Annotated in this window: 10 protein-coding genes; 4 read left to right on the forward strand and 6 right to left on the reverse strand. The window is 70.1% G+C overall.

The window, feature by feature from the left end; translation table 11 throughout:
- Window positions 1-103: 103 nt before the first annotated feature.
- From AC1DW8_RS07770 to AC1DW8_RS07795, 6 genes are all read right to left on the reverse strand, one after another.
- Complete coding sequence (locus AC1DW8_RS07770; protein ID WP_478093057.1) at window positions 104-2,173, reverse strand: copper resistance CopC/CopD family protein; 2,070 nt, start codon at window positions 2,171-2,173, stop codon at window positions 104-106.
- Entirely contained in the window at window positions 2,170-2,679 is a 510-nt protein-coding gene (locus tag AC1DW8_RS07775) for a hypothetical protein (protein WP_478093059.1), read from the reverse strand. Before AC1DW8_RS07775 ends, AC1DW8_RS07770 begins: the two co-directional genes overlap by 4 nt.
- A 54-nt stretch (window positions 2,680-2,733) precedes the next feature.
- Entirely contained in the window at window positions 2,734-5,676 is a 2,943-nt protein-coding gene (locus tag AC1DW8_RS07780; protein ID WP_478093061.1) for a multicopper oxidase domain-containing protein, read from the reverse strand.
- Window positions 5,677-5,691: 15 nt separating this feature from the next.
- Window positions 5,692-7,044: a multicopper oxidase domain-containing protein gene (locus AC1DW8_RS07785; protein ID WP_478093063.1), complete on the reverse strand. Its 1,353-nt coding sequence runs from the start codon at window positions 7,042-7,044 to the stop codon at window positions 5,692-5,694.
- Window positions 7,045-7,047: 3 nt separating this feature from the next.
- Window positions 7,048-8,478: a multicopper oxidase domain-containing protein gene (locus AC1DW8_RS07790; protein WP_478093065.1), complete on the reverse strand. Its 1,431-nt coding sequence runs from the start codon at window positions 8,476-8,478 to the stop codon at window positions 7,048-7,050.
- Window positions 8,479-8,540: 62 nt separating this feature from the next.
- Window positions 8,541-14,615 (reverse strand): hypothetical protein, encoded by a 6,075-nt coding sequence (locus tag AC1DW8_RS07795; protein WP_478093067.1) that lies wholly within the window; start codon window positions 14,613-14,615, stop codon window positions 8,541-8,543.
- A 491-nt stretch (window positions 14,616-15,106) separates the two neighbouring features.
- Here AC1DW8_RS07795 and AC1DW8_RS07800 point away from each other — a divergent pair, with 491 nt between their 5' ends.
- From AC1DW8_RS07800 to AC1DW8_RS07815, 4 genes are all read left to right on the forward strand, one after another.
- Complete coding sequence (locus AC1DW8_RS07800) at window positions 15,107-17,353, forward strand: transglycosylase domain-containing protein (protein ID WP_478093068.1); 2,247 nt, start codon at window positions 15,107-15,109, stop codon at window positions 17,351-17,353.
- 48 nt (window positions 17,354-17,401) lie between these two features.
- Complete coding sequence (locus AC1DW8_RS07805; protein ID WP_056779620.1) at window positions 17,402-18,745, forward strand: glycosyltransferase 87 family protein; 1,344 nt, start codon at window positions 17,402-17,404, stop codon at window positions 18,743-18,745.
- 238 nt (window positions 18,746-18,983) lie between these two features.
- Entirely contained in the window at window positions 18,984-19,271 is a 288-nt protein-coding gene (rpsF, locus tag AC1DW8_RS07810; RefSeq protein ID WP_028785248.1) for a 30S ribosomal protein S6, read from the forward strand.
- Window positions 19,272-19,319: 48 nt separating this feature from the next.
- Window positions 19,320-19,943: a single-stranded DNA-binding protein gene (locus tag AC1DW8_RS07815; RefSeq protein WP_056779617.1), complete on the forward strand. Its 624-nt coding sequence runs from the start codon at window positions 19,320-19,322 to the stop codon at window positions 19,941-19,943.
- Window positions 19,944-20,003: the final 60 nt, after the last annotated feature.

Below are 20,003 nucleotides of genomic sequence, written 5' to 3' on the forward strand. Positions count from 1 at the left end.
ACGAGCGCGCCGCCGGCGAGCCCGGCCAGGAGCGCGGCGGTCCCGGCGGCCCGCAGGGCGAGAGCCGGGCCGCGGCGTGGCGAGGTGGTGCGCGTGCGGGTCGTCATCGGTGGCTCACTTCCTGAAGCGTCGGTCGGGGGTGTTCGTGGTCCTCGGCGGAGGCTTCGCCGCCATCCGCACCACCGGCTCTGTAGGGGGAGGTGGGGGAGCCGGTGGTGCGGCGTCGTCGCACGAGGGCGACGACGGTCGCGAGGCCCAAGCCCATCGCGACGGCGAGCCCGCTCGCGGCGAGCTCGAGCGGGGTGGCACTGTCGGGCGATCCCGAGGACCACGGCACGAGGACCGCCGAGTCGGGTCGGCCGGCGCGGTGCACGACGACCTCGGCGGTCCACTCGGACGCGGCCGGTTCAGCCGTGCTCGCCTCCCACCGGCCCGCCTCGACCGGCGTGAGCACGACGCGCTGACCGTCGCTGGTCGTCAGCGTCGACGAGGTGCCCTCGGCGATGCCGACCTCGACACCCGTGGGGGGCGCTGGCTGTGGGCGCACGACGGACTCGGCCCGCACGGTCAGTCGCACGGTGCTGCCGAGGGGCACCGCCTCGAAGGTCACGAAGAGCCCGTCGATGGTGGCGCTGTGCGGAGCCGTGACGGCCTGGGCGGCGCGCACCTCGCGTGCGGTCGGCACCGAGGTCATGAGCGCGGCGACGGCCACAGCGACGGCGAGCACGAGCGACTCGACGGCCACCGTGGTCGCCAGCCGACGCCGGCGTGGCCTCCAGTGCGGCCCGAGGCGCAGGGCGCGGCCCACGCGCGAGGCGATTCCCGGGTTGACGAGCACCGTGTTGTAGCCGGCGAGTGCCAGGGCGAGCGCGACGAGGAGCAGCTTGGCGACGACCGCCGTGCCGTAGACGGTGCGGGTGACGTCACCGACGGCCTCGACGTGTCGACCGGTCTCGTAGAGGCCGGTCGCGACGAGCACGACGGTGGAGATCGCGGCCATCGGGCTGAACGCGCGCCACGCGGCGGGTGACACCGACCGTCGGGTGGCGCGGTCCATCCGCATGAGCGGCACCACGGTGAGGACCAGCACGAGCAGGGCGCCGGCCCAGATGCCCGCCGCGAGCACGTGCAGCGTCGCCGCGAGGGCCGTGACCGCCGAACGGTTCTGCAAGGTCGACGCGTGCCCGGCCCACCCGTCCAGTCCGGCCGCGACGACGAGTGCTCCGGCAGCCACGAGGGCCGGGCGCAGCTGCGTCAGTGACGAGATGCGGGGTGCGCGGCTCGGGCCGGGAGCCTCGCGCGTTACCGCCACCGACGCCATCGACCGCACCGACCGGAGCGCCAGCAGGAAGCCGGCGAGGGCCACGGCGAGCATGACGAGTCGCCCGAGCCACAGGAGGCCCCACGTGCTGCCGAGGAGGGCGTCGCGTACGGCTGCCAGCCATTGCGACACCGACGCCTCGGCTCCTCCGGCCTGCGTCCGGGCCGTCAGTACCGGTGTACCGAGGGCGGCAGCGAGGGCGACCGCTGCCCCCACGGCCCCGACGGTGAGGACCCGGCGCCGCAGCCCCGCGGCGATCGGGCCGAGCGCGCCGACCACCTGTCCGATGACGGCCAGAGCCCCGATCGCGACGAGCGTCCCGGCAAGGTCCGCGAGCCGCAGGGCCACCTGGCCAGCGTCCGGTGCGCCGGCGTCGGCGGACGGGACTCCGTCAGGCCTGAACCCCACGCCGAAGACGACGGTGCCTCGGGTGGGGTGGCCGTCCTCGGCGACGACTGCCCAGGTGATGGTGTAGGTCCCGTTCGCGAGCGTCGGGGTCTTGAGGTGCACGACCGTGTGGTCGGTGTCGATGGTCGAGGTCGTCGCGACGGGTGGCGCCGACAGGTCGGCGCCCCGCACCGAGAACGAGCTGCTGGCCATGGTGATCGGCTCGCCGAACCACAGCGTCAGCGTCGTGCGGCCGCTGGCGACCATGCCGCCGTTGGGCGGGTCGGAGCGTTCGAGGGTGCTGTGCGCCGATGCGGCCCCCGCCGCACCGACGAGTCCGAGAAGGACGAGGAGGAGCAGACCCAGGGTTCGGGCCAGCGCTGGACGGTGGAGGGGGACACGGGGGGCAGAAACCCCGGCCCGCCGGCGAGCGGGGGTGGTTGCACGGCGGGCCGGGGTGGTCATGCGCGGGCCACCACGTGCTCGAGTCGGATGCCGCCGACGATGACCGTGACCTTTGTGCCGTCGTGGATCGCGTTCCGGGTGTTCGCCATCATGAAGAAGTAGGTCCCGCCGGCCTTGAGGTCAGCCTTGTGGTTGTGCGGACGGGAGAGCATCGCCAGCGTGACGCCGGAGTCCTCGGCGACGAGGATCGGACGACGGTCGTCCTGGTGCAGCAGCAGGCTCGCCTTGTCGGGGTCGACGACCTGGTAGCGGAACTCGATCATCCCGCCCTGGGCCGTGACGCCGAGGAGCGTCAGGTTGACGCCGGTGTAGGCCGCGAACTGCTGGGTGTCGACGAGCTCGGTGCCCGAGCGGACGTCGGCGGCCGAGTTCACGGCGGCGCGGACGGCCAGCCCCACCGCGAGGGCGAGCACGAGGGCGATGACCGCCCAGGCACGCCACCGCCGGGGGCGGGAACGACTCTCGTCGTCACGGGGGGCCGCTGCGGTGATGGGCTGGGCGGTCATCGCCTCGCTCCTTTCGAGGGGACGCCGGCCACGAGGGCCGGCGTCCGCCTCGGGTCAGGGGATGTCGAACGCGTCGACATCCAGGTTGTTGGACGTGTGGAGCCCGTGCATCGAGCCGTCGAAGTACGTCGACCAGGCCGTGCCGGTGCGATGGATGACGTCCTCGTCGGCGGCGGTGCCGAGGCCGGTGACGGACGCGTCCGAGCTGAACGACAGGTAGTAGTCGCCCGAGCTGACGAACTTGACGCCGTCGACGTTGGCCACGGCCGAGATGCCGACGGTCGAGGCGTCGACGACCCGGGTGTAGGTGTTCCCGGCGGACCAGCGGTAGATGTCGGCGTCGTCACCGGCTCCACCTGCTCCCGGCGGCGTGGCGTTCGTCGCGAGGGAGAAGTAGAGGACCCGAGAGGCGCCCAATCCGACGACGCTGATGCCGTCGACGTTGGTCGTGAGGTTGTGCGTCGAGCCGTCGAAGTACATCTGCCACGTGCTGCCGTTGCGGTAGATGACGTCCTCGTCCTGGACCGTCAACCCACCCACGTTCGTGGTCCCGCTGAACGAGACGTAGAAGTGCGTGTCGTCCACACGGCTGTAGCCGTCGACGTTGGCGCTCGCCGGCACACCCAACGTGCTGAGGTCGGTGACCCTGGCATGCGTCGAGCCGTTGAACAGGTAGATGTCCGAGTCGTCGGACGTGCCGCCCACGCCGGGCGGGTTGGTGTTGCCCGCCGTGGAGTAGTACAGCTGCCGGCCCGACACCGTGAGGATCTTGGTGACGACGGCGCCCCAGTTGCCCGCTGCGTCCTTGGCACGGAACGACAGCGTCGTGTCGCCCTCGTTGAAGGCGCTCGCGTCGATCGACCCGCTGATCGCGCCCGCTGTGGACACGGTGAGCGCCGTCCCGTTACCGACACCCGGGTCGGTGCCACGGAACCACTCGACCCTCGCGAGAGCCGACAAGGCATCCGTCGCCGTGCCGGTCACGGTCACGATGGCCGCGCCGCCGGTCGGGTTGGGAGAGAGCGTCAGCGATGCCACCGCCGGCCCCGTCTTGTCGACGTGCAGGTCCACGAACGTCGCCGCACCCCAGTTGCCGGCGGCGTCCTTGCCGCGGACGTACAGGTGGTGCGCGCCGTCCGTCATCTGCCGCACGGTGGCGAGCGGGATGTCGAGGTAGACGTTCTCGGTCGTCGATGTCCAGGCGCCGTCCGACGCCTCCATCGGGATGCCCGCTCCGAGCGAGCCGAGCGTGTCGACGAAGGCCTCGGCCTTGACGACGGTGCTCTGTGCGACACCGGTCGTGTCCTTCAGGGTCGCCGAGAGGCGAACCGAGGGGCTCGACTGGTTGAGCGGGACGAGTCCGTTGTTCGGGTCAGGGGTCACCGAGAGGTCGGACGCGGTGGGACCTGTCTTGTCGACGACGAACGTCGCCGTGGCCGGGTCACCCCAGTTGTTCGACGCATCGCGCGAGCGGACCGAGACCGTGTGCGTGCCCTCGGACAGCGCCACGACCCTCGCGGCCGTGATGGTGCCCTGGAGGCTGGCTACCGTGCCCTGGGTCGTGAGCGACATCGTCGTCGCGCTGCCACCGTCCAAGGTGAACTCGGCTCCACCGATGGGCGTCCCGCCCGAGGCTGTGTCGTTGGCCGTCGCGGTGACGCTGACGTCGACCGCGCCGTTCGTCGTGGCGGGCGCCATGCTGACGCCGCTCGTCGTCGGGCCGGTCGCGTCGCCGGCGCTGACGAGCACCGAGCTCCACGGACCCCAGTTGCCGGCCGCGTCCCGGCCGCGCACGTAGATGACGTGCTCCCCGGACGCGATACCGACCGGTCCGGTGACCGTTGCGGTCGGGGAACCGAAAGCACCGGTGAGCGTCACGGGCGCAGCGCCGACGAAGTCGAGCCGCGCCTCGGCGGCGATGACGTTGCCACCGCCCGTCGTCGCGTCGCTCACCGTCGCGGTGACGGTGCCACCGGCCCATGCCACCGCGGAGGTGACGGGGCCGGCGGTGTCCGGACCGCTCGCAGCGCCCGTCACGACGACGGAGGTGAGCATCCCGCCCAGGCCCGCCGCGCTCGAGTTGTGCAGTGCGAGACTCGCGTCGTAGACGGGGAGCCGCCCGTTCGTGGACGGTGCCGTGACGACGGCGTCAGCCGTCTGGCCGGGCCCGAAGGTCTCCGCCACGTAGCTGCGCGAGATGTCGGTGGTGCCGTTCTTCAGGCGGCTGCCGTCGACACCGACGAGGTGCTGGGAGGCGCCGAGCACGCCCATGGAACGGTAGTCGACACCGGCGTTGACGTAGCGCAGCAGCACCTTCTGGCCGACGGTCGCCGGGATCGAGGCCGTCTGCGGGTGCACCTTGCCGTTGACGAGGGAGTACCTCGGCTTGAAGTTGCGCATGTCGAACGTGGCCGGGCTCGCACTCATGGCCGGGTCGAACTGACTGAGCACGAGGACCGCGTCCGTGTCGTACGCCGAGGCGGCGTCGCCGTACGCCTGCGGCTGCGACGTGGTCGCGTCCGGTGCGCCACGGACGACGAGCGCGCCGTAGAGGCCCATGGCCACCTGGTGCTCGTTGTTCGCGGTGAGGCCGGCCTCGTAGAGGTAGGTCCCCGGTCGGCCCGCGGTGAAGACGTAGTCCTTCGTCGCGCCGCCGGCGGCGCCGGTGGTGTCGGGCACCATCGGCTGGCCTCCGACGTAGAGCGACGTTCTCTCGGCGAGCTGGTTGTGCAGGTGGATCGTCACGACGTCGCCGGCGTCCACCGTCAGGACCGGCCCTCCGGGGGCGGTGACGGCGGCGCCGTTGGGGGAGTAACCCCAGACGCCCACCGAGGCGCCGTTGAACGACGTCGTCCCGGTCGTGGCGTACAGGTCGAACGACTGGCTCGCGGCGTGCGCCGCGGACGTCGGGCCCAGGAGGAGCCACGCTGCGGTGAGGGCGCCTCCGGCCAGCAGGGACCGGACAGCGACTCGGCTGCCCCGGTTTCGTGTAGTCATCTCAGTCACCTCTTCTCAGCCGCAGTTCGTGGCGTTGGGCGGTTCGATCCGCATGTACGTGATGGGACCGGTCATCGTCACGCCCCACGAGGTGATCTGGTACAGCGCGTGGTTGTGGCTGATGATGTAGTACTCGCCGCACTGGTTGAGCGTCTGGACGCCGGGCGGGAGCTGCTGGGTGTCACCGAGGTACGGCGTACCGGAGTAGAACGTGCCGACGACCTGGTTCACGAGGTCGGGGACGGTGACGTCCACCGGGTTGCTCGAGCTGTAGCCCTCGGCGTCGTACCACTTGAAGAGCACGTCCCACGTCTGCCCCGGGCCGATGTTGATGGCGAACTTCTCCATCGACATGTCGTGGCCGGCGTTGGCGAGCTCGTGTCCGTCGCGGCCGACGACGAGGCCGTTGTTCCCGTGCGGGTGGAAGGGGTAGTCCTCGCTGCCGACGCTGAGGTACCGCGCCATCCCGGGGAGAGGGTGCGTCGTCGCGTTGTACGGCTTGACCGTCGCGAGCGATCCGTACGGCTGGTTGGGCAGCCAGGACGCACCGTTGTCGGCGATGCTGTCCGGGTACCCGCGCCCGTTGATGAGCCAGTAGCGCGGCTTGTAGTTGTTGAGGTTGAAGTTCTTGCCCGCCTCGGCCGCCTGGTGCTGGTAGGGGTCGATCTCCGACAGGAGCACCATGAACTCCTCGGTCGAGGTGAACCGGTCGTTCGCGTTGTCGTATGCGTAGTCGTCGCCCATGGAGGGCCGCACGATGAGCGCGCCGAACAGTCCCATCCGCACCTGCTTCTCCGGGTTCGTGCCGGACTCGTAGAGGTAGGTGCCGGCCCGGTTCGCGGTGAAGGTGTAGCTGATCGTGCTCGGGGCGTTGCCGGGGGACACCCCGACCGCGCCGGGCGCGAGGCTCGTCATGAAGCCACCGCTCGTGGGCGGCTGCGACGGGACGCCGTTCGCGAGGACGTCGTCCATGCCGGGGAAGACGATCGACGTCTCCTCGGCGAACGTGTTGTGCAGGACGACGGTGACGACCTCGCCCTCGTGGGCGCACAGCACCGGTCCCGGGTGCTGGAACGGGTCGAAGCCGCTCGAGTAGCCCCACATGTAGGCGGTGTTGCCGTCCGGCAGGTCGATGTAGCCGGTGCGCGTCGTCAGGTCGAAGACGCGCTGGGTCACGGTGGACGTGCCGCTCGTCGTCGTCAGCGTCGTCCCGGGGGTGCAGACGATGCCGTTGCGCGGCGGCGGGTCAGCGGTCGCGGGTGCGCTCTGGACGACCGCCGCGCCGGCCGCGCCGAGGACGGCGACCGTGGCCACCGAGAGGACGCGACGCAAGGCCTGCCCGCGACGTCGGAGTGATGTGGCGTTCATGGCTCAGTTCCCCCAGTCGTTCGGGTAGCTCTGGCTGCCGACGCCGCTCGCGTAGACGCGGATCTCGGTGGTCTGCCCACCGAACCCGCCGGGTGCGAGGTTGTTCGACCGCGCGAACGAGCGGTTGTAGAGGTAGTAGGTGTCGTAGGCTCCCGGCCCGGTCTTCGTCGGCGCGGTGAAGAGCACGTCGTAGCTCTCGCCCGGACCGATGTTGAGGGTGTCGGTCTCATACGACGCGTCGGTGCCGTCACGGCCCTTCATCGGGGTGGCGTCACGGCCGACGACCCGCATCCGGATACCGGTCATGGTCATGGCCGACTCACGGAAGCCGAGGTTGGAGAACCGGAGCGCCACGCGCTCCCCCTGGTTGCAGCGGACGAGCGACGAGATCGGCTGGTACTGGAGGTCCGACCTACCCGCGGGCGGGATGAGGTCGCCGTCGGCCGTGAAGGTCTCACCCGACACGGTGTGGAAGGCATCGACCGACGGGCCATTGGCCTCAACCGTGTCGGGGTAGACGCGACCGTTGAGCAGGGCGAAGTCGGCGCGGTAGTCGCTCCACTCCGGCAGCTGGATGTGCGCGTCGGCCCAGTGGGCCTCGGCCCACACCTCCGACAGGAACATCGCGAACTCGCGGTCGTAGGCGGTCGACGCCGGGCTCGAGGTCGCCACGCCGTCGTTGTAGAGGTAGCCCATGGGAGCGCCGGCGGCGCCTCCGTTCACCCTGGCCACCGGTGCGCCCGCAGCGTTGCCGGTGCGGTTCTGCAACGGCCGGACGAAGACGAGTCCGGTCATGCCCATGTGCACGTGCTCGACGTCCTCGACGTGGCAGTGGAACATGTACGTCCCCGCCTCCCGCGGCCGGTAGACGTACGTGAACTCACGTCCCGCCGGGACCGAGACCGAGCCGGTCGGCTCCCCGTCGAAGAAGGGGATGACGTTGCGGAAGCCGTGCCAGTGCAACGTGTGCGCGTCGAAGAGATCGGGCCGCAGGGCCAGGCCGAGGTTCGTCAGCTGGACGCGGAACTCGTTGTGCTCGGCCGGGTCGTACTGGTCGACCCAGAACATCGGCGCCGAGTGCTGTGCCTTGTTCTTCTGGTTGAGCCGCTGCGTCGTCGTCATGCCGGTGACGTTGCGGAAGCCGAAGATGTACGTCGTCAGTCCCGGTGGAGCGAGGTTGTCCGGGTGGTACGGCGGGATCGAGGGCGTCGCCGGCAGGTGGATCCAGCCGTCGGTGCCGGCGAGGTACAGGTTCGGTGGAGCATCGGCGGCGGCGGCGACCTGCTCGGGCGCGAGGACGCGTCCGGTCCAGGTGCCGACCCCGGCGACGAGGGCGGCGCCGCCGGCGAGGCCGAGGAACCTGCGACGGCTGACGCCGCTGCGGCTCCCTCCGGGCGCCGGAGCGTCCTCCGTGTGCGGGTCGTACGTGTCCATGACGTCCCCTTGTCGAGTGGTCGTGAGCGAGGTGTGGGTGGGCTCGGGGCCCGTGGGCCTGGTCATCGGACCGGCCGTCCCGGTCGCGGGATCGAGACTCCGGTCCCGGTGACGGTCGCCGCCGACGCGGTGGCCGGCGATGCCGCGTTGCCCGGGATCGAGAAGGCGTCGATGTCGAGGTTGTTCGACGTCAAGCCGTGGGCCGTGCCGTTGAACCAGACCTTCCACGTGCCGGTCGTCGTCGCCGTCCCGGTCCACTCCACGACGTCCTCGTCCTGGACCGCGCCCACGCCGGGCAGGGTGGTGTCGGCGCTGAACGACGCCCACCCGTGTCCTGCGGTGTCGACCGCGAATCCGTCGATGCGTGCCGTCGTCGGCACGCCGTGGGCCGAGGCGTCCCAGACCCGCGCGTAGGTCGTGCCGTTCCAGCTGTACACGTCCGAGTCGTCGGCGGTGCCGGAGACGCCGGGCGGGTTGCGGTCGCCGAAGGTCGAGAAGTAGAGGATCCCGGACCTGACCGTGATGGCGTCGACATCGAGCGAGCTGCTCGTCAGGCCGTGCGCCGTGCCGTTGAACCAGACCGACCAGGCGCTCCCGTTCCAGTAGACGACGTCCTCGTCCTGCACCGCGCCGATGCCGGGCAGTGTGGTGTCGTTGCTGAACGTCGCGTAGAAGCGGTTCCCGTCCACCCGGGCGTACCCGTCGAGTCCGGCGCTGGCCGGCACTCGATACGGCGCCGCCGACAGGTCCAGCGTGCGGGCGTAGCCCGTGCCGGTCCAGCTGTAGATGTCGGACGCGTCCGCCGTGCCGCCGACTCCCGGCGGGTTGCTGGCGCCGGCCGTCGAGAACCAGAACATCGGGTCCGCGGGCGGTGGGGTCGCGGTGCCGGGCACCTCGTCGGCGCCGGCCTCGTGGCCACCGCTCGACGGACGGGTGTCGCCGTCGATGTCGGTCGTCGCCATGCTGACCCCGCCCACCGAAGCCGCACCGAGGTTGCAGGCGGGCGACGCCGAGCCGGTGGTGCACGACTTCAGGTGGTAGTCGCCCATGAGGTCCGGCGGCTGCTCGACCGTGACGACGTTGGCGTCGACGAAGGCCGGGTTCTGCCGCCAGGTCGCGAACGACACGGACACGTTGTACTGCTCGACGACCTGCGGGTCGGTCGGGCGGTTGTTGGTGTTCGTCACGTACTGGTGCGCGACGTTCTGCTGGATGACCGAGTTCGTGGGTGAGAGCAGCCCGGTGTTGTCGGCGTTGCCGACGGCCCACTCGTCCACCGGCGAGGCGTCACCGGCGAGGCCGATGCCGGTCACCGTGGTGCCGGCGCGGGTGCCGGCCCGGTTGTCCCACAGGATGTTGTCGAACATCAGCGGGTTGCTGTACAACGAGGCTCCCGCAGCCCGGAGCTGGTCGCTGTTCGTCGACGTCGAGACGCCGGCCGGTGCGGGCAGTCCGTTGGACGTCACGGCGGTGGCCGTCGTGATGTTGCCCATGATCGTGTTGCCGTAGATCCGGACGTTCGGCGCGTCGTTGATGGCGATCCCGCCGCCCTCGTGGGTCGAGACGTTGTTCGCGATGACGTTGTCGTGCACGTTCATCGGGAAGTTGCCCGACATGAGGAACCGGATGCCGCCACCGTCGTCGTTGGCCAGGTTGCCCTTGATCTCGTTGGCGACGATGTTGACCGGTCCGGAACCCGGCGAGAGCGTGTTCGGGTTGGCCGGCAGCTGCCCGGCGATCATGATGCCCGCGCCCTCGTCGTTGGAGTTGTTGAGCGTGATTCGGTTGTGGTCGATCGAGCCGTTCGGGCTCAGGCCGTAGACGCTGACGCCTGCGCCGTACTCGAGCGAGAAGTTGCCGCAGATGTCGTTGCCCGACACCGCGTAGTTGTCCGAGCCGGCGAAGAGGCCGATCGCCCCGGAGAGGTTCGTGCCGGCGTTCTGCACGATGCGGTTGTTGGCGATACGCACGCCCTCGTTGTGCTGGTTGGTGTCCGGCGCCGCGAGGTCCGGGGTGCCGATGCGGATCGTGCCGTAGCCGCCGCCGTTGTTCTCGACCACGTTGTTCGTGACCTGGAGCTGGCGGATGTAGGCGTTGGCGAAGACCGCGCCACCCTGGGTGATGATGTTCGGCGGCAGGTTGGTCAGCTGCCCGGTCAGGTCGTTGATGTTGCCCGGGAAGCCCTGCTGGTCGCCGCCGCGGATGTCGAAGCCGTCGATGCTCGGCTTGAACGTCGCGTTGCTCGGGAAGGCGTTCTGCTGCGCGAGCAGGTAGATGACCGCGCCGTCGCTGACGGTCTGGTTGCCGTCCCACGTCAGGCCGTCCACCTTGGTGAACCAGTCGGTCGCGAGGTCGGTGTCACCGCCGAAGGCGCCGCCGTCGAGGATCGTGCCGCGGACGTACGGGCTGTTGGCGTTCGGGCCCTGGAACCCGCCGCCGCCGACGCCCTGGAGCTTGACGCGCTTGGTCACGACGAGGTTCTCGTAGTAGGCCCCGCGCGGGTTCGTCACCGCGACAGCGGTGTTCGGGTAGACGACGATGAGCGCGTTGCCGGCGTTCGCGTCGTCGATGGCGTTCTGGATCGCGTGGCTGACGCCCGCGGTGCCGGTGTTGCTCGCCGACTTCGTCGGGTCGTACTTGGCCGTTGCCACACCGGGACCGACCTCGTACACCGTCGGGGAGTAGCCCGTGCCGAGCACGTGGAAGGTGAGGCCGTTGACGGTCTTCTTGCCGTTGCTGCCGGTGATGACGAGGTTGTGGGCCCCGGCAGTGACGCCCGACCCGACGGCCGGGACGGCGAGCTGGATCGTCGTGTCGTTCCAGGGCCCGTAGGCGGTTTCGGGCAGGGCGACGCCGTCGAGGGTCACGGTGCCGGTGCCGCGGGTGGCGCCGAAGCCGAGGCCGTTGAGGGTGATGGTGCGCCCAGGTCCGGTGTCGTTGCTCCGGACGAATGGCTTGGACACCGAGAACAGCTGTGGCTGCACCGGGTTGATCGGGCAGGACACCGTCGACGGGCTCGTGCCCGGCGTGCCGACGCTGACGCCCACCTGGGTCGGCGCGAGGTCGGTCGGGATCGTGACGCCCGGCATCGCCTCGAACTCGGTCGCGATGGTGCGGAACCGCGGGTTGTAGTCGGCGTTGAGCGCGCCCGGAACTCCGGGGTCGTTGCCGACGAACCGGTACAGGTTCGTGCAGACACCGGACGGTGTCGGGCACGAGATGTGGTCGGTCGAGGGCATCAGCACGTCGTAGAACCCGTTGAAGTCGGACTGGGCCGTGTAGACGAGCCGGTTGGTGAAGTCGTAGATGCCAACCGGCGCGTAGGGGACCCCGGCCTTGTCGCCGTAGAGCGTCGTGCGCTTGTCGACGGAGAAGTTCAGGTCGTCGACGATGAGGCCGCGCAGGCGCGACGGGATCGGCACGTCCGTGAAGACGTTGAACATCGGGACGATCGACTTGCCGTTGTTGAGCTCGACGAGCTTGGTGTCACAGCGCGCCTTGGCCATGCCCTCGTAGGGCGAGCCGCCCATGTCGGTGAAGGGTGCGTTGTCCACGGGCGAGGACGCCGCGACCGTGACGCCGGCGGGCACGCCGTTGCTGCCGGTGCCGGTCTTGACCGGGTAGCCGTCGCCGGCGTATCCGGGCTCGCCGGGCTTGCGGCCGGCGGCGTCGATGCCGGCGACGTCGACCTGGTGCAGTGAGCCGGCGCACGCGGGCGGCGGGACCTGCGGCACGACGGTGTCACCGCGGGCGATGTTGATGTCCTCCTCGGAGGTCACCGTGTACATCGGGTTGCCGCTCTGGTCGTTCGGGATGTCGACCTGGACGAGGTAGGCGTGCGCGCCGGGCAGCGGCTCGAAGCCGTCGCTGCCGTCAGGAGCCGTGCACGTCGGGTTGGCCGGGTCGGTCGCGTCGAGCGTGCCGGTGAAGCAGCCGTCGCCGAAGCCGTAGTTGCCGTCGACCGCGGCGCCGAAGTTGGCCTCCGGCTTGCCCTGGTCGGTGGCGTACGAGCCGATCTGGACGCCGTTCACGAGCGCGGACAGGCACTCGCCGTCGGTCCCCTGGTTGGGCACGAGGACGTCCTCGCCAGCTGGGTGCGGGATCGGGTTGCCGTCGACGTCACGGGCAGTGCAGCCGGTCGGCCGGCCCCACGTCTCCGAGACGTACGTGTTGAGCGGCTTGCCCTTCTTGTAGGACCCGTCCGAGGCAAGCGCGTACGTCTCCGAGGCGTCGCAGGGCGTGACGCCGTCGAGCGGGCAGTCCACGGTGTCGTAGAGCGTCACCGGGATGTTGGGGACGCCCGGCTGCCAGTCCTCGGACGCCGCGTACTGCGGGTCGAGCTCGTTGCGGGTCGTGTCGTAGGAGACGGAGCCGACGATGCCGCCGTTGCGCGGGCCGCCCTTGGTGCCGGCCGCGTCATACTTCTGCACGCCCCAGTCGACGGTGCCCGAGAGTCCGATGATCGGCAGGATGCTGACGTCGACGCCCGCTCCCTTGATCGTCGTCGGTGTGGGCTGGTTGTCGGCCTGGTAGGTGACGCCGGTCGTGTAGAAGCTGTCGGAGTAGGCCTCGAGGATGAGCCACTCGGCGAGCGGGTAGCCGGCCTCGAAGTCGTAGAAGCCGGTGCTGTCGGTGCCCACGGCGTTGGAGCCGCGGTCCATGAGCGAGTTGTCCTTCTTGCGCAGGGTCAGCGGGAACTGGGCGACGCCCTGCTCGCCGGGGTCACGCTTGCCGTTCTTGTTGTCGTCGAGGAAGACGTGCCCGCTGATCTCGGTCCACCAGCCGTTCATCGGCAGCTGCTTCATGTCGACGGTTTCGCCGCCGGCCACGGTGACGTTGATGAGCTGGAGGATGTAGTTCTGCGGCTCGTCCCACCACGTCAGCTGGTACGTGCCGTCGGGGACGTTCGGGATCGTGAAGGAGCCGTCGGTGCCGCCGCGACCGACCCACACGGCCTGGTCGCCGTTGTCGAGGTCGTTGAGCGACAGGATCGGGTTCTCGATCGGCTTGTCGAGCTTGCTTCCCGTCATGCCGTTGTAGAGGTTGAAGCTGCCTCCGGTCGGCGGGTAGTACTGCTTGGCCGCGACGACGACGCCCTTGATGGAGCCGGTGCCGGCCGCCATCGAGTTCTTCGGCCTGATGAAGCCGAACTGCGGCGTGGGCACGGGCTCGCCCGCCACGGCGAACTCGGTGTCGTAGCCGGTCGCGCCCTCCATGAGCCACGTGTCGAAGTCGTGGTTGCCCTCGAGGGTCGTCGTCTGCAGGTAGCCGCTGCCGTCGGGCGGCGTGACGGTTGTCGTGTACCTGTTGGTCCCGAGGTGCGGGATGGCGATCATGCCGGTGCCGTCGCTGAAGCACTTGCCGCCGATGGTGTCGACGATCGGGAGGCCGTCGGCGTCGCGCGACGCAGGTGTCCACGGGATCATGTGCGTGTCCGGGTCCTCGCCGACGTACGTCGTGCAGAGCGGGTTGCCGTAGACGTCGGTCGTGACCTCGCCGAGGGTGTCGTTGATGTGGCCCTGGAAGCGGGTGTTGACGAGCTCGGCCCGGTCCGTCTCGCCGTTGTCAATGGCGCCGTTCGTCGACGCGTCGTCGATGAACACCTGCGCGCGCAGCGTCGAGTCGGGCAGGGGGTCCGGCTGCACGCCGATGTCGACGACGGCCGGGCCGCCGCCGGTGGGCTCGGTCATCGGGACGGTGAAGTGGGCGCCGTCGATCTTGTAGCCGTCGGCGAGCACGGTGACGAGGTAGTCCCCGTCGGGAAGCGTCAGTCCGGCGCTGCCGAAGTCGGCATCGGTGCCCTGCCGGTAGATCGGCGCGGCGCCCGGGTCCTCGAGGATGGAGGGCCAGCTGCAGTCGTTCGGGTAGCCGGGATCCTGCGGGGAGCAGCCGGATCCCGCCTGCGGTCCGCCGGCCGGGGCGCTCTTGCCGCTGTTGTCGACGTTGATCATGTAGCGGAATCCGCTCGTCACGTCGTCACCCTTGGTCACGGCCGGTGTCGCGTGGGATTCCGAGCGTGCGGCGTGGAGGGTCACCGTGACGGCGTTCGTCTCGGCCGCCTGGGCGGGCGCAGCGGTGAGCACGGGGACCGACACGAGCGTGCCGGCCAGCAGCGCCAGGGCTCCCAGGGCGGACACGAACCGTCGGGCGGTGCCGTGCGCGCCTCGCGATCGCCTGCGCCGCCCCGGTCCCGAGCGGCCTGCTGTCGCCCGGGCCGACGTACGCCGAGACGGCGTGGTCGACGCGCCCGTCCCCGTCGTGCCGCTGGTGTGAACCTGGTCGAGTCCGTCCATGCCACTCACCCTCTGTCCCTCCGAGCACCCGCCCCGGGCGCTCGCCTACGGGCCATGGCACCGCTGCTGCGCCCCGCGGGACGTCGGAACACGGGAACCTCTCAGGGACCCCTCAGAGCGCGGTCACGACCGCGAGAGCGGGCCGTCAGTCCGCCGACAGGAGTCGGTCATGATCTCGTCATCCGGGCGCCCCGCGTGGGTGACAGGAGACTGTGGAGAACGTGTGCGGGTCGTGTGAGCCGCCTCCGTCGTTTCGTCGTCACGGCGCCGGTCAGGTCATACTGAGTGGCGGCCCGGGACGGTTTCTCGGGCCTGATCAGTGAATGGAGCAGGTTGTGACGCAGAGCAGGCGCGACATCCGCGCTGCCCAGCTGGCGGCCGACAAGGGCCGGCCCCAGCGCGCAGGGAATGGCAACGGCAACGGCCGGTCCGCAGGGACCGCCGGCTTCGCCGACGGTGAGGGCGAGGGCCGCACCGGCTGGAAGAAGTGGGCCATCGGCACGCTCAAGTGGGGCTCGATCGCCGCCGCGGTGCTGCTCGTGCTCGGCGTCGTCGGCGTCGTCATCGCCTACAACCAGACCGCCATCCCGCAGCCCAACGAGCTGGCCAACAAGCAGGTCTCGATCGTCTACTACAGCGACGGCAAGACCGAGCTCGACCGCATCGCCGTCCAGGACGGCAACCGCGAGTCGGTCAAGCTCAAGCAGGTGCCCAAGTTCGTCCAGGACGCCCACATCGCCGCCGAGGACCGCACGTTCTACCAGAACAACGGCATCTCGGTCGGCGGCATCCTGCGCGCCGTCAAGACGAGCGTCACCGGTGAGACCCAGGTCGGTGGCTCCACGATCACCCAGCAGTACGTCAAGAACTACTTCCTCACCCAGGACCGCACGATCTCCCGCAAGGCCAAGGAGATCCTCATCGCGGTCAAGATCGACGGCCAGCTCTCCAAGGCCGAGATCCTCGAGAAGTACCTCAACACCATCTACTACGGCCGCGGCGCCTACGGCATCCAGAGCGCGGCCAAGGCATACTTCGGCAAGGACGTCTCCAAGCTCACCGTCGGCGAGGGCGCCGTGCTCGCGTCGGTCATCAACGCGCCCTCCCTCTACGACCCGGCCAACGGCGACACGGCCGAGGCCAACCTCACCAAGCGCTACGCGTACGTCCTCGACGGGATGGTGCAGGAGGGCTGGCTCAGCGCGGCCGAGCGGGCCAAGTACACCGAGCTGCCGAAGATCCAGGCCTACAAAGGCAACAGATTCTCGTCGGGCCCCAACGGCTTCATCACCGCCCAGGTCAAGCGCGAGCTCGTCTCGACCGGCCTCTCGGAGCAGGACATCGACAACGGTGGCCTGCGCATCGTCACGACGATCGACAAGAAGGCCCAGACCGCGGCGATCGCGGCGATGCAGGACAACCTGCCCAAGAAGGTGCAGGGCGGCCTCGTCGCGGTCCGGCCCGGCGACGGTGCCGTGGTCGCGATGTACGGCGGCGCCGACTACGCCAAGTCGCAGTTCAACACCTCGACCCAGGCGATCATGCAGGGCGCCTCGAACTTCAAGCCGTTCGCCGTCCTCGCGGCGGTCCGCGACGGCGTGTCCACGAAGACGAAGTTCGACGGCGACCAGCCCCAGGAGATCGACGGCACGAAGATCACGAACTTCGGCGACCGCTCCTACGGCATGGTCGACATGCGCCGGATGATCGGTCGCTCGATCAACACGGCCTTCGTCAACCTCAACAACACGATCACGCCGGCCCTGACCCGGCAGGCGGCGATCGACGCCGGCATCCCCGCGCGGACGCCGGGTCTCGACGAGACCCTCACCAACGTCCTCGGCACGGCCTCGCCGCACGTCATCGACATGGCCACGGCCTACTCGACGATCGCCTCGCAGGGAGTCCGGGCCAAGCCGTACTTCGTCAAGAAGGTCACCTCGACGACCGGTGACTTCACCTACGACGCCAAGCCGCAGACGAAGCGCGCCTTCGACAAGGACGTGACCGCCGACGTCACCGACGCCATGACCTACACCGTCAAGGACGGCGGCACCGCGACGAAGCTCCAGCGCCTGAACCGCCCGGTCGCGGGCAAGACGGGCACCTCCTCAGAGGCGAAGTCGATCTGGTTCTCCGGGTTCATCCCGCAGCTCGCGGTGTCCATCGGCATGTACAAGCCCGACGCGAACGGGAACCCGCAGACGCTGACGAGCTCCGAGGACACCAACCTCACGGGTGGCACGATCCCGGCCGACGTCTTCTACGACTTCATGAAGGTCGTGACGGACAACATGGAGGTCCAGGACTTCCCGAACCGCGCTGGTGTCGGCGACGACAAGATCCCGACCCCGACGACGACGTTCACGCCGCCGCCGCAGACGACGACCCAGGCGCCCGCGACGACGACGACACAGGCGCCGACCACCACGACGGCACCCCCGACGACGACGCAGCAGCCGACGAAGACGAACGGCACCGGGAAGCCCCAGCCGACGACGACGCAGCCGACGATCACGATTCCCCTGCCCGGGGGAGGAGGGCCGTCGCCCACCTCGACCAAACCCGGCAACGCCCCATGACGCGCGCGCGGGCCGGGGACCGTGACGGGGTGACGGGGTGACCGTCCGGTGACCGAGAAGGTCGACGACCCCGTCGTGCGGGCGGCCTCCGAGATCATCGGAGGCCCCCGCGGACGGTATGCCGCAGCCCGTGAGCTCCCGTGGGTGCTCACGGCCGCGCTGCTGTCGGCCCTGACGGCCGTCACCGCCGGGCTCGCGATCCTGCTGCGCGCCCCCTGCCTGCGCACCGGCTTCACGGGCGACACCCAGTTCTGGAGCGCCTGCTACGCCGACCTGCCCACGGCGTACCGCGACGCGAACCTCAAGGCCGGCCTCGCGGCATACCTCCAGGGCGGCGACGGCGCGCCGGTCACCGGGCAGCCGCCCCTGACCGGGCTCGTGCTCACGGCCGTCGCGAGCCTCGGCCCCGACGACGGATCGCTCAAGACGCGGGCCGCGTGGTACTTCGCACTGTGGTCGGTGCTGCTGACCCTGCTGCTGCTCGTCATCGTGTGGCTCGTCGCGTCGTCGGCCGCTCGACCCATCTCGGCGGCGCACGTCGCGCTGTCCCCCGTCGTCGTGCTGGCCGGGTTCATCTCGGCCGACCTGCTCGGGGTGGCGCTGGCCAGCGCCGGCATGTGGGCGTGGTCGCGGCGCAACCCGACGCTCGCCGGAGTGCTGCTCGGGCTCGCCATCGGGGCGCGGACCTATCCCGTGCTCATCCTCGTCGCGATCGCGCTGCTCTGCGTCCGGTCCGGTCGGCTGCGCGAGATGGGTCGCGTCGTCGGCTACGCGCTGCTGACGTTCGGCGCGCTGCTCTCCGGGCTCTGGCTGCTCAACCGCGAGGCGGCCGCCTCCCCCTACCAGGGGTGGGCGTCGGCCGGAGCCGGCTACGGCTCACCGTGGCTGCTGCCGCAGCTCGCCGGGCACCCCCTGCCCACGGGGGCCGTCACGGCGCTCGCCGTCGTCGGCTGGCTCGTCGCCCTCGTGGTCGGGGCGGTGCTCGCGCTGTCGTCGGCCCGACGCCCGACGATCGCCGAGGTGTCGCTCGTCATGGTCGGCATCGTGCTCGTCACCGGCAAGTCGTTCACCGTGCAGAGCTCGCTGTGGCTGCTGCCGCTCATCGCGTGGTGCGCCCTCCAGTGGCGCGACCACCTCATCTGGGCCGGCGCCGAGACGCTCAACTTCGTCGCGGTGTGGCTGACGATCGCGGCGACGACCGTGCCCGATCGTGGTCTGCCGGCGTCGTGGTACGCCTTCTTCTCGATGCTGCGCGTCGTGGCCGTGCTGTGGCTCGTGGCCGTCGTGTGGCTGCGGGCCCGCGACCGGTGGAGCCGGTCGAAGGGTGAGCCCGACGACCTCGCGGGCCCGATGAGCGGCGCCGAGGACCGGCTCATCGTCCGCTTCTCCTGAGCCGTGGTCGGGCGAGGGCCCTCCGATTTCGGAGTATGCCGTCCGGGCCGGTAGTCTTGCCCAGTTCGCCGTGTGCCCGGTGGCCTGTGGATCGAACCGACCGATGTCGGTGAGGTCTGCGAGGCTGAACCCGGCTGGAAGATCAGGCCGGGCCCCAGGCTCGCGGCGGGACGAATGCAACCCTCCTGTCACGAGAGAGACTCGTGACCGCCGAGACCAGAGGAGGTGGGTTAGAAGCATGCGTCAGTACGAACTCATGGTCATCCTCGACCCGGAGACCGAAGAGCGCACCGTCGACAAGACGATGGACAAGTTCCTCACCGTCGTGAAGAACGACGGGGGCACCGTCGAGAACGTCGACATCTGGGGCCGCCGCCGTCTTGCCTACGACATCAAGAAGAAGTCCGAGGGCATCTACGTCGTCGTCAACATGACGACCGAGCCGGCCACCGCCCAGGAGCTCGACCGCCAGCTGAACCTCAGCGAGTCGGTCATGCGCACCAAGCTGCTGCGCCCCGGCGCCTGATTCAGCGAAGTTACTGATCCGCTCGATCAACCGACGAAGGACTGGTCCATGGCAGGCGACACCGTCATCACGATCATCGGCAACCTGACCGCCGACCCCGAGCTGCGTTTCACGCCGTCCGGGGCTGCGGTCGCGAACTTCACCGTGGCCTCGACGCCGCGGCAGTTCGACCGCCAGAGCAATGAGTGGAAGGACGGCGAGACGCTGTTCATGCGCTGCTCGGTGTGGCGCGACGCGGCGGAGAACGTCGCCGAGTCGTGCCAGCGGGGCATGCGCGTGATCGTGTCCGGCCGGCTGAAGTCTCGTTCCTACGAGACGAAGGAAGGCGAGAAGCGCACCGTCGTGGAGATGGACGTCGACGAGATCGGCCCGTCCCTGCGCAGCGCCACCGCCAAGGTCAACAAGACCCAGCGCGGTGCCGGCGGCGGTGGTGGCGGCTTCGGCGGCGGCCAGGGCCAGGGTGGCGGCTGGAGCGGTGGCTCCGGCGGCGGCCAGGCCGAGGACCCGTGGGCGACCGGCGGCTCTGCCGGCGGTGCCCAGGGTGCCCCGGCCGCAGGTGGTCAGCAGGGCGGCGGCTGGAGCGGTGGCTCCGGTGGCGGTCAGCCGGCTGCCGGTGGCCAGCAGGGTGGTGGTTGGGGCGCAGCCCCCAGCTACGACGAGCCCCCCTTCTGATCGAGCAGGTCAGCACCGCCGTCCGGTGACTCAGCCGGACGGCATACCCCAGTAGTTCTT

This window comes from Terrabacter sp. P2_E3 (genome assembly GCF_056403915.1).

What these genes read in the sequence shown, in the direction of transcription:
- AC1DW8_RS07770 (WP_478093057.1), bottom strand. Translation starts at nt 2,173, where the DNA reads ATGACCACCCCGGCCCGCCGTGCAACCACCCCCGCTCGCCGGCGGGCC.
- AC1DW8_RS07775 (WP_478093059.1), bottom strand. Translation starts at nt 2,679, where the DNA reads ATGACCGCCCAGCCCATCACCGCAGCGGCCCCCCGTGACGACGAGAGT.
- AC1DW8_RS07780 (WP_478093061.1), bottom strand. Translation starts at nt 5,676, where the DNA reads ATGACTACACGAAACCGGGGCAGCCGAGTCGCTGTCCGGTCCCTGCTG.
- AC1DW8_RS07785 (WP_478093063.1), bottom strand. Translation starts at nt 7,044, where the DNA reads ATGAACGCCACATCACTCCGACGTCGCGGGCAGGCCTTGCGTCGCGTC.
- AC1DW8_RS07790 (WP_478093065.1), bottom strand. Translation starts at nt 8,478, where the DNA reads ATGGACACGTACGACCCGCACACGGAGGACGCTCCGGCGCCCGGAGGG.
- rpsF (WP_028785248.1), top strand. Translation starts at nt 18,984, where the DNA reads ATGCGTCAGTACGAACTCATGGTCATCCTCGACCCGGAGACCGAAGAG.
- AC1DW8_RS07815 (WP_056779617.1), top strand. Translation starts at nt 19,320, where the DNA reads ATGGCAGGCGACACCGTCATCACGATCATCGGCAACCTGACCGCCGAC.